Raw genomic sequence first — 16262 nt, 5'->3', positions numbered from 1 at the left:
GAATATGTGTTATCGGACATAAGGTGTAAGCCGCAACCGCTCTTCCAATCCTTAGTTTTCGGCCAGGACGGCTGCTTCATGGGCGTGCATGGCCGGCATTCTAAGGGTGACCCGGGTTCCCCGGCCTGGCCTGCTGATGGTCTCCATAGAAGCTGAATCGCCGTACAGGACCTCCAGTCGCTCGCGGACATTCTTCATTCCGATGCCGGTTCCCGGACGCACCAGGCCGCTGACCGGAGATGGCGCGTTATTCTCGGGCGCCATGCCGATGCCGTCGTCTTCGACCTCGATCAGCAACTGTTCGCCTTCCAGACGGCTGCGGAGCGTGACCGTGCCTCCGGTGATCCGTGGCTCAAGTCCGTGCTTGATGCTGTTCTCGATGAGCGGCTGCAGGATCATGCTGGGTACGACGAGGTGTTCGGTGTCCGGGTGGATCTCCTTGGCAACATGCAGTTTCTCGCCGAAGCGGACGACCTCAATGCGCAGGTAGTCATCGGTAAAGGCCAGTTCCTCAGAAAACGGAACGAAGGCTTCGCGATCCTTGAGCAGAACGCGAAGGATATTGGCCAGTTTAACCACCATTTCGCGTGCTAATTCGGGCTTAAAACGCACCAAAGATGCGATGGAATTGAGCGTATTGAACAGAAAATGGGGGTTAATCTGCCTCTGAAGGGCGTCCAGACGAGCCTCCAGCAGCAGCCGCGTCTGCTCCTCAAGCTTGCGTTCGATACGGACTGCGTTCCAGATTTTGAGTGGGATGCCGACGACCACAGGCGAACAGGCACAGATGGCCAGTTCCAGGAGCCAGGAGTTCGAGTGCAACGAGAAGAATCGTCTGGGAAAGATTGAAGCTAAGCCATTTGCGCCAAGCTCTGAGGCGGCGATCAGCAGTAAAAGCAGCAGTTGCCGGTCGAGATGGGGCTTACTGAGGTTTCTCCGGACCCAGCGATACAGGCTGAGGTCGATCAGCGGCGTGAAGGACCAGACATCTTCCAGGCTGGCGAAGGAGCGGAAGGCTCCTGCAAAGGCGCCGACCAGCACATTGACCGGAGGAGCCAGCCATTCGTGATGCAGAAGGGCCGGCAGCGACAACAGGGCGCCTCCCAGCATGGCCGGACCTGATCCGAGAACAAGACCGAGCAGGATGACGGCCTCAAAGCTGATGTCGGCGGCCAGAAAGTTGGGGACGATGCTCCGCAGCCAAACGCCAAGCATGAGCGGTGCGCAGATCAGGCTCAGCAAAAGGATGGTTTGCCGGCGCGTGCGATGCTGGGCCAGCAGCAGGTCTTTGAAGACCGAGGAGCGCGAGAGTGAGCTGGAAACAGCCGCGGCGACGCCCAGCTTTACCAGCAGCGTAATGAGGATCAGCTTGGGGTCAGTGGAGTGCATCGCTCTTCCCTTTCTATTGTGGCACCGAAGGGATGAAGCGAACCGCCGCCGGCTGTCATCTAAAGCTCGGAACTATAATTAAAACAATGCCCTTTGAACGTGTCAGTAAAGTAGCCGAAGCCGACCTGCCCACTCGTTGGGGGCAGTTCCGGATTCACGGCTTTGAGGGCGTGGTAGCCAACCCTGAGCCCTGCAATGAGGCGCTGCCCGCGCCGTCGAAGCGGATTGAGGGAGCTGTAGCGCTTGTCCATGGGGATATCTTCTCTGCCCCTCCGCTGGTTCGTGTGCACTCGCAATGCCTGACCGGCGATGTCTTCCATTCCCTGCGCTGTGACTGCCGCCTGCAGCTGGAACTGGCGATGAGCATGATTATCGAAGCCGGTGCCGGCATTCTGCTGTACGAACAGCAGGAGGGCCGCGGTATTGGACTAATGGCCAAACTGCGCGCCTATGCGCTGCAGGACCAGGGACTCGATACCGTAGAGGCCAATGAAGAGCTGGGGTACAAGGCGGACTGCCGCGATTTCGAACTGCCGGCCGAAGCTCTGAAGCTTCTGGGTGTCAATGCCGTACGGCTGATTACTAATAATCCGGAAAAGGTCGCGGCACTGGAGTCGGGCGGGATTACGGTGGTTGAGCGTGTGTCGGCCCAGGTGGAACCCGAGGCGACCTTTGAGAGATACCTGCAGGTGAAGCGCGAAAAGATGGGCCACCTGATCGAAAGCATCTAGAAAAGCATTCAAGCAAAGCCCTGTGCCCACCGTACTGCAGGTTGGGGCACAGGGCTTTTCTTATTTCTTAAGCAACGGCGCTGAAACCAGGAAGCTCATGTCAGATTTTTGTCCGACCGGGCTGGCGGTTGCGAAGTTATGGCATGCGATGCAGCTATACGGTCCCTGCGAGTTGAACGGAACGAAGGTCTCCTGTACGGCGGAACCGAAGAGTACCGGTGCGACGCCGATGGCTCCGTTGGACCATTGGGTGCCGATCAGTTCGTAGTACTGGAATGGAGTTCCGGTCAGCAGAGCCTGGAAGCTGGTATTGAGGGCAGGCGTGGTTGGCTTGATGTACGGCACCACCTGTACGGGAGCGTTAAGGGGCTTTCCATCCGGTCCAAGTTCGTTGGAGCTTGCGGTTGCCGTGGGTGTATTCGGCGTGCAGCTCTTGCTGCCGGCCGGCTGGCAGTTGGGGTTGTAGAAGGATTTGGTGGTGTTCTCAATCTGCTCAAAGGTTGACCAGGCCCAGACAACCTGTCCCTGCGCCTTGTGGGCGATGTGAAGCCCTACCAGACCAACCGTGACGGGATTCGGTCCAGGGCTGGGCGCACCCTTGGCGTTGTTGTAGACGATGGCCTGCTGGGTAAAGAAGTGAGAGGGATCGTCGCCCGCACCGAGCACCTTCCATGCGGCCTTCAGTTCAATGGCACCGACGCTGCTGGAGCTGGAGCCCATGGGGAAGTTGATGTTGGGCGTGGCCTTCTGACCGGGAATGGTATAGAGCTTGTTGGCCAGGATGTAGTCATACTCATCTTTGTTGAGACTGACGGTAAAGCGGGCGAAGCGGCCGTTCTGGTCGACAAGGGGCTGTCCGGTAGCCTGCAGAATGTCCTTCATCGGGCCATTCGGCGTAGCGCCAAGCAGTTGGAGCTGGGAGATCAGTTCGTGGCTCTTGGCATCGTGCGCGAGCACCAGGTGAACGTCAGGATGTTCTGCCAACAGCTTTTTCACCGCCGCGGGATAACTGTCGGCAAGCGCTGTCTGGCCCGCCTTCAGACCTCCACCGCCGCCGGAACTGCACCAGGGAGCCGGATTCTTTCCGTTATAGACCGCATCGCTGTCGATGTAGGTCAGCCAGGTGGGGTTGTTGGGATTGGTCAGGATGCTGGAGCTGGTGTCCGGCGTGCAGGTGGCGCTGTTGACTGGCCAGTTCAGTGCGACAAACGAGAGCCATCCGAAGACGTCGGCCTTCTGCTGGCCATTGCTGTTGAGAGACTGTGCGGAACCGGGAGTGTATGGGAGGGCGGCGCAGGTGCTGTCGATTGTGGTGGGAACCGGAGCCGGGCCGGCACCCTGGAAGTTAGCCGCGTTGGCGCAGGTGACGGTGGCTGCTACCGCTGCGGGGCCAGGTTTAGAGGAGGATTTGCAGGCAAGAAGAGTGAAAGCAAGGACGCAGAGCAAAAGCCATGAACGTCCACTAAAAGGATTGATGCTCAGCATAGAGAGGGTATCCTTCAGCGTTATGTTGGAGATGCATGTGCTGCCGGGGGGAATGCTACTCCAGTCCGGTTGAAGTGGCACAGAAATCTTCTTCATGCCGTAAAAAAAATCCCTGGGAATGCAGTCTCTCCACTGCGCGCTATGGTCGAGATGACAGATTCTCAAACCAGGCCTAGCGAGAAGCCAGAAGGACCTTTGCGGTGGTGATGGCCTGTCCGGTATGGCGCTGGGTGTGGTCAGCGATGTGGACGATCAGCCCGCCGAGGGTGGTTGGGATGCGGTCGCGACCGACGTGGCGGGCTTCGGCGAAGTCGCCCTGGAGTACGAGAATGCGGTCGCGGCTGGCTTCGATGGCGGTGTCGAACTCGAGGAAGATTGCAGCGGCAGTTCCCTGCGGACCGTTCTCGGAACGGAGCTCTGTGAGCTGCTCTTCGGACAGCGGCTTCCCTTCTGCGTAGGTCAGCAGGCGGTCGAGCGAGCGGGCGATGTGGCGAAGCTGGAAGGCCACGGAGGGCAAACGGTGGGGGGTGTCGTGAAGCTCTTCCTGCGAGAGCTGTCCGCACCAGCGATGAAGATCTTCATCCGCAAGATCGAGTGCGTGGATGGCTGCGCGGCGAATGGGTTCGATCCCGGTGCGGGTGTTGCGGAGCCAGGGTTCGGGCATGAGGGTAGTTTAGTGGCTTGAAGCCGGAGAAGCAGATCCTTTCAGGATGACAAAAGACAAGAAAGGCGAAGGTGGAAGCAGATGCCTTCGCTGCACTACGGAATGACAAAGAAAAATGCGGGTCCCTCCCCTGCGCTCCGCTTCGGTCGGGATGACAAACAAAACTACAGCCCTTTGCTTGCACGGAACTGGCGCACGACTTCGACGACGTCGCGGTGGTTGCCGTCTACTTCGTGGTTGAGGGTCTGCATCTCTTCGGCGGAGATTTTGCCGGCGAGCTGGTCCATTGCGGCTTGAACGCCGGGGTGCTGGTGCAGAGTGTCTTCCCGGACCAGAGGGACAAGCTCGTAGGGCGGAAAGTAGTGCTTGTCGTCGGCCAGGACGGCTAATCCCAGGGCGCGGATGGGGCCGTCAGTGGAGTTGCCGGAGACGATGTCGACCTGGTGGTTGGCGAGGGCCCGGTAGAGCAGGCCGAGGTCCATGACGCGCTCGGCTCCGTTGAAGTGCAGGTCGTAGGTCTGCTTCAGGCCTGGCAGACCGTCGGGGCGTGACTGGAACTCGTAGCCGACGCCGAGCTTCCACTGCGCGGCCATGGTTGCGGCAGCGTTCGAGAGGGTGAGAGGGTTGAGCTTTGCCGCGTCCTCTTTCCGGATGACCATGGCGAAGGTGTCTTCAAAGCCGAGCGAGGGTTCGACGCGGACCTTGTACTGCTGGTCGTAGATGCGGGTGATGGTCTGCCGTACGCGGGCTGTGTCGCGATCGAGCGGCTGCTTGAGGACGGCGGTGAGCGCCGTTCCGGTGTACTCCGGGTAGAGGTCGATTCTTCCCTGCACGAGTGCCTGATGAGCGATATAGCTTCCGGCGAGGTAGAAGCGGCGGTCGACACCTTCGTGGGTTACGGATTCAATCTGCTGGGCGAGGAGTTCGCCGAGGATGACCTGCTCAGTGAAGTTCTTGCAGCCGACGACGATGCGGCTGGAGCGCGGCGGTGCGCAGGCGGTGAGAGTGATCGCGATAAGGAAGGCGGTCGCGCGAAGCGCGATACCCCACCCTTCGCTGCGATCAGAATGACAAACAAAAAAGGCAAAAGAAGGAACGAGAAAAGCGAAGATATTTCTCATGCCCGCTTCACCGAAAGGCGTTTTTCCAGCAGGCCGAGGAGGCCGTCTGCGGCAAGCGCGAGAAGTGCCGCAGGAATGGCTCCGGCGAGAACCAGACTGTTGTCCACCGATGCGACGCCGCGGAAGATGAATTCGCCCAGGCCGCCTGCGCCGATGGCTGCGGCGATGGTGGCGACGCCAACGCAGGTAACGGTAGCTGTCCGCAGACCGGCGAGGATGACGGAGGCGGCGAGCGGCAGTTCGACCTTGAGCAGACGCTGGGTGGCTGTCATGCCAAGGGCGGTGGCGATGTCTGAGAGTGTCGGGTCAATGCCGCGGATTCCTGCGTAGGTGTTGCGCAGAATCGGCAGCAGAGCGTAGCCGGTGAGTGCGAGGATGGCTAGGCGGGCGGCGTTCTCTCCCAGCCATGGTACGGGCAGCAGCAGGCCAAAGAGGGCGAGCGACGGAATGGTCTGCAGCACGTTGGCGACACCGATGACAGGTTTCGCCAGCCTGGGATGGCGCGAGAGCGCAATGCCGAGCGGAAGTCCGATGGCCGTGGCCAGCAGCATGGCGAAGAGGGTGAGCCAGAGGTGCTCGAAGGTGAGGCGGGCTATCTCATGGCCGTGCGCGCGCAGGAAGCTGATCATTCGGTAGCTTCCTCCTGCGGGGCATGTTCGCGGCGGGCGGCGCGGATGTACTGACGTACATGCGGGTCGCTGGATGGAAGTACCTTGTTCGAAGGCAGGTCGGCGACGATGCGGCCGTGTTCCAGGAAGACGACGCGCTGAGCCAGGTAGAGGGCTTCTTCAAGGTCGTGCGTGACCAGGAGAACGGTCTTGTGCAGGCGCTGGATGAGCGAGCGCATCATCTGCTGCATCTCGACGCGCGTGACGGGATCGAGCGCGCCGAAGGGCTCGTCCATGAGCAGGATTTCAGGGTCTGCGGCCAGCGCGCGGGCCACGCCGGCGCGTTGCCGCTGACCGCCCGAGAGTTGCCAGGGATAACGCCGGGGAAAGCTGGCGCCTTCAAGGCCGACCATCGGTAGCAGTTCGGCGATACGGGCTGCGATCTCGTGCTTTGGCTTCCCTGCCATTTCCAGCGGCAGGCCCACGTTGCGCTCAATGGTCATGTGGGGAAACAGGCCGGTCTCCTGGATGACGTAGCCGATACCCCGGCGCAGAGGGATGCAATCCTGCTGGGCGACCGGGCGGCCGAGCACGCGGACCTGGCCGGCCGTAGGCGTGACCATGGCGTTGACCATGCGCAGAAGGGTGGTTTTGCCGCTGCCGGAGCGGCCGAGCAGGGCGGTGGTGCTTCCCTGTTCAATGGAAAGCTGGATGCCACTTAAAATGGAACGGCCGCCGGGGAGTGCGAGCGAGACAGCATCGAACTCAACGGCGGCTGTGGCCATGAACAGGGGCCCTTCCGGTGGATCAGGCTTCGGCTGCGGGAGCAGCTTCGGTCTCGCTGCTGCCGCTCTTGACGCGGACAACGGTGACCTTGGAGAAGCCTTCCTTGAAGCTTGGCGGACGAAGCCGCTCGGCCATCTTCTTCATCACATCATCGGCGACGGAGCGTTCGCGCTTGCTGTTGCGCTCCATGCAGATTTCCAGCGGTACATCGAAGTAGACAGCATGGACCTCGTAGCCAAAGCTCTTGGCCATCTTGATCCACTGGCGGCGCTCATGCGCTGAGAGATTGGTGGCATCCACGTAATTCCACGGCATTTTTGCGATGAGCCGTGCGCGGAGCAGAGAGCGGAGGGTAGAGAAAACCAGGCCCTGGTAGCGTTGCTCGGTGATGTCGTCAAACAGGATGCTGCGCAGCATGTCGCTGGACAGCGGAGTGACGCCGCGTCGTTTGTACCAGGTGGTTTTACCGCTTCCGGGCAGACCAATGGTCAGCACCACGTAGCCTCGCGGCTGCTTGGGTGAGACGGCGGTCGGCTCCTCGGGCGGGGTTGCGGGTGATTCGGGCTGTGTTTCTACCTCGACCTTGCCTTCGGCAACGGCTTCAGGAGAGGCTTCAAGAGCCTCAGCCACGGCAATGACGTCGTGTGGCTCAACGGAGGCAACCGGTGTCTCGGACTCGGCTGGCTGAGCTGCGGGATCGTCAGGGTAAGCGGGACGCAGAGGCGCCGGCTGATCAGCAGGAAGTTCCTGGCCGATCTTGCCGGTGGACTCCGAATTATTCGGCCCGCGGCGGGAACGTTTTTTCATTTTCTCGCGCATCCATTCGCGCATACCTCTCGCTTGTAACACAGGGGCTAGCCGCCCGCCAACTCTTGAGGGGCGAGAGGTGCTTGTCTGGGTAACGGTAGATGACCGTTTTGAGCAGTGGTTGGGCCACCCGTTATTTGCGGCGGGTTTGCCCTGCTGGTAGCATCGGGACTATAGGGGCGTTTGCCGCCAACCAGCGGCCTGGAACGCAAGTCTCTACCGCTTCAACCAAGCATTAAGAAGGAGCCAACTGCACATGGCAGTGAAGGTAGGAATCAACGGCTTCGGCCGCATCGGTCGCAATGTCTTTCGCACCGCTCTCAACAATCCTGAAATTGAATTTGTCGCCGTTAACGACCTGACCAGCCCGGCGACGCTGGCACACCTGCTGAAGTACGACTCCATCCTGGGCAACCTGCCGAACGACATTACCGCCGGCGAGGACTACATCCAGGTGGACGGCAAGAAGATCAAGGTCTTCGCTGAGCGCGATCCCGCCAAGCTGCCCTGGGCAGAGACGGGTGCGCAGATCGTCGTCGAGTCGACCGGCCACTTTACGGACGCCACGAAGGCGAAGGCCCACCTGGGCGAGACCGTGAAGAAGGTCATCATCTCGGCTCCGGCGACCAACGAGGACATCACCGTCGTTCTGGGTGTGAACCAGGACAAGTACGACGCCGCGAAGCACAACGTGCTGTCGAACGCCTCCTGCACCACGAACTGCCTGGCCCCTGTGGTCAAGGTGCTGCATGAGAACTTCGGTATCGCCAGCGGCATTATGACGACGGTTCACAGCTACACGAATGACCAGGTGATCCTGGACTTCCCGCACAAGGACCTGCGTCGCGCCCGTGCCGCCGCCATCAACCTGATCCCGAGCTCAACCGGCGCCGCCAAGGCCCTGAAGCTGGTGATCCCGGAGATGGCCGGTAAGCTGGATGGCTTCGCCATCCGCGTCCCAACCCCGAACGTTTCGGTGGTCGACCTGACCTTTGTCGCCGAGAAGCCCGCGACGATCGAGACCATCAATGCTGCCGTGAAGGCTGCCGCCGAGGGTCCGCTGAAGGGCATCCTGGGCTACACCGACGAAGAGCTGGTTTCCTCCGATTTCAAGGGCGACAGCCGCTCCTCGATCTTCGATTCGAAGCTGACCAAAGTCGTTGGCAACACGGTGAAGATCATCAGCTGGTACGACAACGAGTGGGGCTATAGCTCGCGTGTGAAGGACCTGATCCTTTTCCTCGTCGAGAAGGGCCTGTAGCGTTATCCGGACAGACACAACAGAAGACAGCCGCCGCTTTGGCGGCTGTCTTTTTGGTGAGGAGATATGAAGCTTTCGATTCGTGACCTGGACCTGAACAACAAGCACCTTTTCATCCGCGTGGACTTCAATGTGCCGCTGGCGGACGGAGGCCACTCGATTACCGACGACACGCGCATCCGCGAAACGCTGCCCACTATTGAGTACGCGATTCGTCATCATGCGAAGGTGATTCTGGCCGCACACCTAGGCCGCCCCAAGGGCAAGGTGAACCCGGAGATGAGCCTGCGTCCGGTGGTTGACCGCCTGCGCCAGCTGCTGGATCACGCGCTGGGGGAACAGGTCAACGTTGCCTTTGCCCCGGATTGCGTGGGAGAGGTTGCCGAGGAGATGGCCCGTCAGCTTGAGAGCGGACAGGTGCTGCTGCTGGAAAACCTGCGCTTCCATGCCGAGGAAGAAAAGAATGATCCTGCGTTCGCCCAAAAGCTGGCGAAGCTGGCTGATGTGTATGTGAACGATGCCTTCGGCGCGGCGCACCGTGCCCATGCTTCGACGGAAGGCATTACGCACTACGTGCAGCAGTCGGCTGCCGGCCTGCTGATGGAGAAGGAGCTGAACTACCTGGGCAAGGCTCTGGACAATCCTGACAAGCCGTTTGTGGCCATCATCGGAGGAGCGAAGGTCTCCGACAAGATCGAGGTCATCAACAGCCTGCTGGATAAGGTGGACACACTGATTATCGGCGGCGGCATGGCGTACACCTTCCTGAATGCGAAGGGCCAAAAGACCGGCAAGAGCCTGCTGGAAGCCGACAAGATCGACATTGCCAAGGCTGCGATGGAGAAGGCCGAGGCCAAGGGCGTGAAGCTGCTGCTGCCGGTGGACCACGTACTGGCGGACAAGTTCGATGCCCGGGCCAAGACGCAGATCTTTGACGGGGAGGGCGACTTCCCTGCCGACTGGATGGCGCTGGACATCGGTCCCAAGTCGATTGCACTGTTCAATGCCGCCGTGGCCGATGCCCGTACGATTGTGTGGAATGGCCCGATGGGCGTCTTTGAGATGGCAGCCTTTGCCAAGGGCACCATGGCGGTAGCACACACGGTAGCAGACAACAGCGATGCCATCAGCATCGTGGGTGGCGGCGATTCGGTGGCGGCTGTTCATGCGGCCGAGGTGACGGACAAGATCACGCATGTCTCGACCGGCGGCGGCGCCAGCCTGGAGTTCCTGGAAGGCAAGAAGCTTCCGGGTGTTGAGGCTCTGACAGACAAGGCATAACCCCATGCGAGCGTTGCTGATTACAATCATTACGGCCATTGCCGCGGCTTTGGGTGGCTGTGTGGTTGTGCTCAGCGCGCTGGTGGTGGCTTTTGTGCAAGGGCTTCACGGTGGCCACATCAACCCGATCCATGCCTCTGTCAACGGCTACGCCGTGGTCAGCACGGCCATGCTGGCGGGGATTGGCGGATACCTGATGGCGCGCCTCTTCCTTTCGCGTCGTTCGTAGGACTGGTTAGAATGGTGGCCCATGCGTAAGAAACTGATCGCTGCCAACTGGAAGATGTACAAAACTCCCTCCGAAGCACTGAACTTCGTCGAGGCGTTTCTCCCACTCGTAGCCGGGCATACGCGCGACGAGATCGCGCTCTTCCCTTCCATCACCTCGCTGCCAACGGTCATTCACCGCGTGCGCGGGAGCAATGTCGCCGCCGGTGCGCAGAGCATGCACTGGGCCGATGAAGGAGCGTATACCGGGCATACCTCGGCCACGATGCTGACTGCTGTGGGAGCAACCCATGTGCTGATTGGCCACTCGGAGAACCGGCAGTATGACAACGAGACGGACGAGCGGATCAACCTGAAAGTGAAGTCGGCCCTGTCCCATGGGTTGATTCCGTTACTCTGCGTCGGCGAGCAGAAGGATGAGCGACAGTGCGGCAAAACGGAAGACGTGCTGGTAAGCCAGCTTGCCGGGGCGCTTGCGGGCTTTCCGAAAGAACACGCTGACCGGCTGGTGATTGCCTATGAGCCAGTGTGGGCGATTGGGACAGGCCTGACCGCGACGCCGGAGACAGCTGAGGAAACACACCTGATGATCCGGACTCACCTGGAAAAGCACCTGGGCGATGTCGCCAACGAGATGCGCATCCTCTACGGTGGATCGGTAAAGCCGGACAATGCGTCTGCGTTGCTGAACCAGCCGAACATCGACGGAGCCCTGGTAGGCGGCGCCAGCCTGAAGCCGGACTCGTTCGCGGCGATTGTGAAGTATTAGGCCGTACCGCCGAAGCGTTCTGTGGAATGGAAGAAACTGCATTTTTGTTAAGTCCCAATGCAGCTCTCCACTCCGCCCTACGCGCTCCAGTTGAGACGACAGCCTCTCATTGGAAAGCAAAAGGTGGTCTAACGGAGTTTGTTGATCACCCCATGTGCCCGGGCACATGTTCTCCGGCGAAGTGGGCCGCCATGGCCTGCAGCGTGGCGTCGATCATCTCCTGCTTGCCGACGTTTTTTCCGGGACAGAGGTGTGTAGTTTTGGGATCTTCCTTGTGCAGCCGCAACGTATGCGGGTCAAGACCGCCGATCGAATGCAGGATGGCCAGGGCATACGCCGCATTGTTCTTGACTGCCGGACTGAAAGGCTCGGTCTCGTAATCGCCCACCATCTCGACTCCCCAGGAGATACCGTTCCAGGAGGGCGAATGCACCCCGGAAGTGTTGAGCGGTGTAAAAACCCAGATGAGATCGTCTGCGACAAAGAGATGCGGACCTGCTGACCAATGTTGCTGGTCGCGGTAGTAGGCCTGCAGGTTGGCCATGCGCTGCGCCCCGGGGACGCTGTGCCACTGGCTTAGCCGGGGTGCTCCCGTGTTATGCAAAACGACGAACTGCGGCTTCCAGCCCGGGAACGTGACGCTGTGGGCGTAGGTATCAAACTGCTCGATCGTGAATCCCTGTCCGATGATTCCTTTCCATGCCGGCATGTCCTGTTCTCCTCTATTGGGTCCATACGCTGTTAAGCAATGCGGCAAGCCGTGCGCCACCACGGGCAAGTTGCTCACGGATGACAGGGGTGGCTTGCTCTGAATAAGGGACGTCCACCGTTTCGTTCAGCGGCAGTAACCCCGAGGAGACTCCAAGGCAGGAATCAAGGTGCTGCGGGTGCGCGATTTGCGGGACGTTTACGCTCAGAGCTGAGTATCCGTTGGCAAGAGCCAGCCCATGGGATTCGAGTGCCCATTCTTCTGGTGTGCCGGGTGTGGAGACCAGGCTGGCAATGGGGTCTGCATATTCGCTCTCAATGCTGGAAACGAATGCTTTGAGTTTGGTATCGTTTGCGCCCCCGGTGTAGCCGGCTGACTCGCCGAGAATCAGCTTGTCCCAGGCCTCATGCAGATTCGGTGTGTAACTGCCGGTGCCAACGCCATTTTTCCTGGTCTCAGATGGCTTGAGATTGTGGTGGGCTGCTGTGTACTTGACGGGGAGACAGTTGCCGCCGCGGTCTCCGTTGTCGACGATGTGCAGAGGCTGGTGTGCGTCTCCCACCAGGTGGATCAGGAAGATGAGAGCTTCCTTCTGCGTCTTCTTGCCAGCAGCTCCAGGCGGAGGCTGTTTGAGGATCGCCAACTGTTCTTCGATTGCCTTGACCACGCATCCGGAGTCGCAAAACTCTGCCTCCGTTGCGGTGGCCTGCGTTCGCGGAATATCCCAGAAATGCCACTCAGCCGTGCTGCTGAAGGCGCTGGTGGTACGGGCATCGTCGGCCCATGTGGAATAGGTCGACATCTGCCCGGTTGCGGTGGGAGAGCAGCTTCGTTTCAGCGTGTAAGGATACGTTCGCAATAGAGCGGCCACATGGGCGCGCGTCGATGGCTGAAGTTGGTGCAGTGCGATAAGGGCCACGGTCTGATGTCCGGTACATCCCCAGGCATACGAGATACGTGGAAGGCAGACGACAAGAAACAGGAAAAGAGACAGACGTATGCTGCGCATTACTCCTCCTCGGGCAACACATCGACGTCAGCAGAATGTTTGAAAACTGGAAACACCGTAGCACAGGTTTGCGCAGCGACCCATTAAAAATCCTATTAAGGTCAGGCTACGGTGTTCTCCAGAGTGCCAATGCCAGCAATCGAGATCCGGATGCGGTCTCCGATGGCGAGCGTAAAGATGTCCGGAGGAACGACGCCGGTGCCGGTCATGAGGAATACGCCATCCGGGAAGCTCGATTCGCGGAAGAGATATCCGGCAAGCTCAGTGAACTCGCGCTTGATTTCTGCGAGAGTGGTTTCTCCGGTGAAGGCAATCTCGCCCTTGCGCAGAATCTGGATGGAGATGGTGGTGGTCTTCGGCAAAGGCTCGCTGGCGAGAAGAACGCATGGGCCAAGGGCACAGGCTCCATCGTAGTTCTTGGCCTGCGGCAGGTAGAGCGGGTTCTGGCCCTCGATGTCGCGCGAGCTCATGTCATTGCCGATGGTGTAGCCGGCGATGTTGCCCGAGGGAGAAAGGAGCAGGGTCAGCTCCGGTTCCGGCACAGACCAGCTTGCGTCGCGGCGGATGCGGACGTTTCCGCCGGAGCCGATGACGCGCCTGCCTGCGGACTTGAAGAAGAGCTCGGGGCGTTCTGCATAGTAGACGCGGTCGTAGAAGTCGCCACCGCCGGCGTCCTTTGACTCTTCCATGCGCGCGCTGCGGCTGCGGTAGTAGGTAACGCCGGAGGCCCAGACCTCCTGGCTCTCGACAGGCGCAAGCAGGGTAAGCCCCTCGAGCGAGGCGCGTGCTGTGCCACTGATGGCTGCTGTAGCGCGGGCGAGGAGAACGTCCGAGGAAATCAGTTCGTCCCAGCTACGGGCTTCGACGGGATAGAAGGCGTTTCCGGATTCGACAAAGATACCGCTCGAGGTGCGATAGAGTTTCATGGCCTTCTCCTATGACTTCTGTAGCTGTTGCACGATGGCGTCGACGTCGTAGACGCAGCCGCCCCAGATGCCTCCGCTGGTCTGGACCAGGGCGGCCCACAGGCGTGTGTCTGACGGAAGATCAGGATGTGGACGAAGGTCGGCACGCGGAGTGCGGGCAGCAAGGCGACGGGCACCTTCTTCCGGGCTGAATCGTTCCTCGTCTTCCCCCACAAGGTTTACCGTGCCGTGAAGCTGGGCGCGGTCGATAACGATCTCGATGGTGTCCCCATCGCGTAGTTTGCCAACAGGTCCGCCTGCAAGAGCCTCGGGGGAGATGTGTCCAATACACGCTCCGGTGGAGACACCGCTGAAGCGTGCGTCGGTGATGACGGCGACGTGCCTGCAATAGGGCAAATTCTTGAGCGCCGAGGTGATCTGGTAGATCTCCTGCATACCAGCGCCTGCCGGGCCACCGCAGATAAGGGCCATGACGTCGCCGGAGCCAATGCTTCCCTGCTTGATGGCGGCGATGGCATCTGCTTCGGTAAGAAAGACGCGTGCGGGGCCGGTGTGGCGATAGATGCCGTCGGCATCCATGAGGGACGGATCAATCGAGGTGCTCTTGATCACGCTGCCTTCGGGTGTGAGATTGCCTGAGGGAAAGCAGACGGTCGAGGTGAGCCCAGCTGCGCGTGCGCGGTCGGGCGACAGGATGACCTCGTCAGGGTCAACGCCGTCCAGCTCACGCAAACGATCCTTCAGGATGCGTCGACGTTCGCTTTGCTCCCACCATGCAAGGTTTTCGCCGAGCGTAGCTCCGCTGACGGTCATTACATTCAGGTCAAGCAGACCGGCGTCGCGCAGGTGCAGCATGACCTCCGGCACTCCGCCCGCAAGAAAGACCTGCACCGTGGCGAAGTTACGGGGGCCGTTCGGCAAGGCGTCTACGATACGCGGCACGCTGCGGTTGATGCGTGTCCAGTCCTCGACGGTGGGCCGCTTGAGGCCGGCGGTGTGGGCAACGGCCGGGATATGGAGCAGAAGGTTGGTGGAACCTCCGATGGCTGCGTGCACCACCATCGCGTTGCGGATGGCGGCGTCGGTCAGCACATCGCGTGTGCCGGTTCCCTGCCGGGTCATGCGAAGGATGGCGCGTGCGCTGCGAGCGGCGGCGTCCAGCCAGATATCCTGCCCGGACGGTGCGAGCGCGGTGTGCGGAAGACTCAAGCCCATGGCTTCGGCTACGGCCTGAGCCGTGGCGGCGGTGCCAAGGAACTGGCAGCCTCCGCCGGGAGAAGCACAGGCGCGGCAGCCTATCTCGGCGGCATATTCCAGGCTGATCTGGTGTTGGGAGTAGCGAGCGCCGATGGTCTGCACCTTGCCTGCGTCTTCTCCTGCGTCGGGCAGCAGCGTGACTCCCCCAGGAATGAGAACGCTGGGATACTCGCCGGAGGAAGCCAGGGCCATCATCATGGCGGGCAGGCCTTTGTCACAGGTAGCCACGCCGAGCACGCCGCGGCGCGTGGGCAGCGAACGCATGAGACGGCGCAGGACGACTGCGGCATCGTTGCGATACGGCAGAGAGTCCATCATGCCGGCAGTGCCCTGTGTGCGGCCGTCACACGGATCGGTGCAGGCTCCGGCAAATGGTGTCGCATGCTGGTTGCGCAGCTCACGGGCGGCCTCGGTGACCAGCAGGCCGACCTCCCAGTGGCCGGTATGGAAGCCAAGCGCAATGGGAGTGCCGTCAGCGGCGCGGACGCCGCCGTGGGTACTCAGGATCAGGTATTCAGGATCATTGAGGCGAGATGGTTCCCAGCCCATGCCAGCGTTCTGCGAGAGGCCGAAGAGATTGCCCGAGGGCTGATGGGTCAGCATCTCCGGCGTAATAGGCAGGGCGCCTTCGGGTCCGCGTGCATGGGTCTTTACGTTTTGAAACAGGGACCGATCGCTGTTGAGAATGGCGTCTGTCCCGAGGTCATCCGGCATGCTGCTTGAGTACGTCCCGTGTGAAGTCGACGATAAATTTCGACGCACAAAGAAATGTACAGCAAGCCCGCTTACTCTGGCGATAGCGGGCTTGTTGTACAGCTACTTGCCGAGGTATTGCTCGTCGCTTACCTTCTCCATCCAGTCCACGGCCTTGCCATCCAGTTTCTCCTGGATGGCGATATGCGTCATTGCCGTGGTGGCTGCGGCGCCGTGCCAGTGCTTCTCTCCAGGGGCAAACCAGACCACATCCCCCGGGCGGATTTCTTCGATGGTGCCGCCTTCGCGCTGAGCCCATCCGCATCCGGCGGTGACAATCAGTGTCTGCCCAAGCGGGTGGGTATGCCACGCGGTACGAGCGCCTGGCTCAAAGGTCACGATGGCGCCGCTGACACGTGCCGGTTCCGTTCCCTGAAAAGGCTGGTCAAGGCGTACGGTCCCGGTAAACCAGTCGGAAGGGCCCTGGCCTGATGGTTGTGACCCAACCCGTTTGATTTCCATGGTGCTGCTCCTTTTG

Annotated in this window: 17 protein-coding genes; 5 read left to right on the top strand and 12 right to left on the bottom strand. The window is 60.6% G+C overall.

The features are described 5' to 3' along the window. Positions 1-51: 51 nt before the first annotated feature. Positions 52-1389 (bottom strand): sensor histidine kinase, encoded by a 1338-nt coding sequence (locus OHL13_RS06585; protein WP_263409337.1) that lies wholly within the window; start codon positions 1387-1389, stop codon positions 52-54. A gap of 86 nt (positions 1390-1475) precedes the next feature. Between OHL13_RS06585 and ribA the strand changes: the two genes are divergently transcribed. Then, positions 1476-2120, top strand: coding sequence for a GTP cyclohydrolase II (gene ribA, locus OHL13_RS06580; protein WP_263409336.1), 645 nt, complete (start codon positions 1476-1478; stop codon positions 2118-2120). 60 nt (positions 2121-2180) lie between these two features. Here ribA and OHL13_RS06575 read toward each other — a convergent pair whose 3' ends face one another. The 6 genes from OHL13_RS06575 to OHL13_RS06550 all read right to left on the bottom strand — a co-directional run bounded on the left by OHL13_RS06575 (position 2181) and on the right by OHL13_RS06550 (position 7591). Further along, positions 2181-3605, bottom strand: a complete 1425-nt coding sequence (locus OHL13_RS06575; RefSeq protein WP_263409335.1) for a hypothetical protein — start codon at positions 3603-3605, stop codon at positions 2181-2183. 172 nt (positions 3606-3777) lie between these two features. Then, on the bottom strand, positions 3778-4269 hold the full coding sequence (locus OHL13_RS06570) for a DinB family protein (protein WP_263409334.1): 492 nt from the start codon (positions 4267-4269) through the stop codon (positions 3778-3780). A gap of 164 nt (positions 4270-4433) precedes the next feature. Beyond that, the gene (locus OHL13_RS06565) at positions 4434-5390 is read right to left on the bottom strand and encodes a glycine betaine ABC transporter substrate-binding protein (protein WP_263409333.1); all 957 of its coding nucleotides are present in this window, start codon (positions 5388-5390) and stop codon (positions 4434-4436) included. Beyond that, positions 5387-6019 carry an ABC transporter permease gene (locus OHL13_RS06560; RefSeq protein ID WP_263409332.1) on the bottom strand — a complete coding sequence of 211 codons (633 nt, stop codon included), beginning with the start codon at positions 6017-6019 and terminating at the stop codon, positions 5387-5389. Before OHL13_RS06560 ends, OHL13_RS06565 begins: the two co-directional genes overlap by 4 nt. Next, positions 6016-6783 (bottom strand): ATP-binding cassette domain-containing protein, encoded by a 768-nt coding sequence (locus tag OHL13_RS06555; RefSeq protein ID WP_263409331.1) that lies wholly within the window; start codon positions 6781-6783, stop codon positions 6016-6018. Before OHL13_RS06555 ends, OHL13_RS06560 begins: the two co-directional genes overlap by 4 nt. Positions 6784-6805: 22 nt before the next feature. Further along, entirely contained in the window at positions 6806-7591 is a 786-nt protein-coding gene (locus tag OHL13_RS06550) for an AAA family ATPase (RefSeq protein WP_263409330.1), read from the bottom strand. Positions 7592-7847: 256 nt separating this feature from the next. On the opposite strand from OHL13_RS06550, the gene gap reads away from it, so the two are divergent. The 4 genes from gap (at position 7848) to tpiA (ending at position 11130) form a co-directional block, all read left to right on the top strand. After that, positions 7848-8852: a type I glyceraldehyde-3-phosphate dehydrogenase gene (gene gap / locus OHL13_RS06545; protein ID WP_263409329.1), complete on the top strand. Its 1005-nt coding sequence runs from the start codon at positions 7848-7850 to the stop codon at positions 8850-8852. Between the two features lie 66 nt (positions 8853-8918). After that, entirely contained in the window at positions 8919-10133 is a 1215-nt protein-coding gene (locus tag OHL13_RS06540; protein WP_263409328.1) for a phosphoglycerate kinase, read from the top strand. Between the two features lie 4 nt (positions 10134-10137). Continuing rightward, positions 10138-10362 carry a hypothetical protein gene (locus tag OHL13_RS06535; RefSeq protein ID WP_263409327.1) on the top strand — a complete coding sequence of 75 codons (225 nt, stop codon included), beginning with the start codon at positions 10138-10140 and terminating at the stop codon, positions 10360-10362. A gap of 21 nt (positions 10363-10383) precedes the next feature. Next, positions 10384-11130 (top strand): triose-phosphate isomerase, encoded by a 747-nt coding sequence (gene tpiA, locus OHL13_RS06530; RefSeq protein ID WP_263409326.1) that lies wholly within the window; start codon positions 10384-10386, stop codon positions 11128-11130. A 145-nt stretch (positions 11131-11275) separates the two neighbouring features. Here tpiA and OHL13_RS06525 read toward each other — a convergent pair whose 3' ends face one another. From OHL13_RS06525 to OHL13_RS06505, 5 genes are all read right to left on the bottom strand, one after another. Next, positions 11276-11839, bottom strand: a complete 564-nt coding sequence (locus OHL13_RS06525) for a peptidoglycan recognition protein family protein (RefSeq protein WP_263409325.1) — start codon at positions 11837-11839, stop codon at positions 11276-11278. Positions 11840-11852: 13 nt separating this feature from the next. Beyond that, positions 11853-12848 (bottom strand): S1/P1 nuclease, encoded by a 996-nt coding sequence (locus OHL13_RS06520; RefSeq protein ID WP_263409324.1) that lies wholly within the window; start codon positions 12846-12848, stop codon positions 11853-11855. A 101-nt stretch (positions 12849-12949) separates the two neighbouring features. Further along, on the bottom strand, positions 12950-13774 hold the full coding sequence (locus OHL13_RS06515; protein WP_263409323.1) for a fumarylacetoacetate hydrolase family protein: 825 nt from the start codon (positions 13772-13774) through the stop codon (positions 12950-12952). Positions 13775-13783: 9 nt separating this feature from the next. Further along, the gene (locus tag OHL13_RS06510; RefSeq protein ID WP_263409322.1) at positions 13784-15745 is read right to left on the bottom strand and encodes a YjhG/YagF family D-xylonate dehydratase; all 1962 of its coding nucleotides are present in this window, start codon (positions 15743-15745) and stop codon (positions 13784-13786) included. Positions 15746-15847: 102 nt separating this feature from the next. After that, a complete protein-coding gene (locus OHL13_RS06505) occupies positions 15848-16246 on the bottom strand; it encodes a (R)-mandelonitrile lyase (protein ID WP_263409321.1) in 399 nt (132 codons plus the stop codon). Positions 16247-16262: the final 16 nt, after the last annotated feature.

The organism is Terriglobus tenax, from assembly GCF_025685395.1.
Lineage (GTDB): Bacteria > Acidobacteriota > Terriglobia > Terriglobales > Acidobacteriaceae > Terriglobus > Terriglobus tenax.
This window is presented reverse-complemented; position numbering and strand designations above follow the sequence as displayed.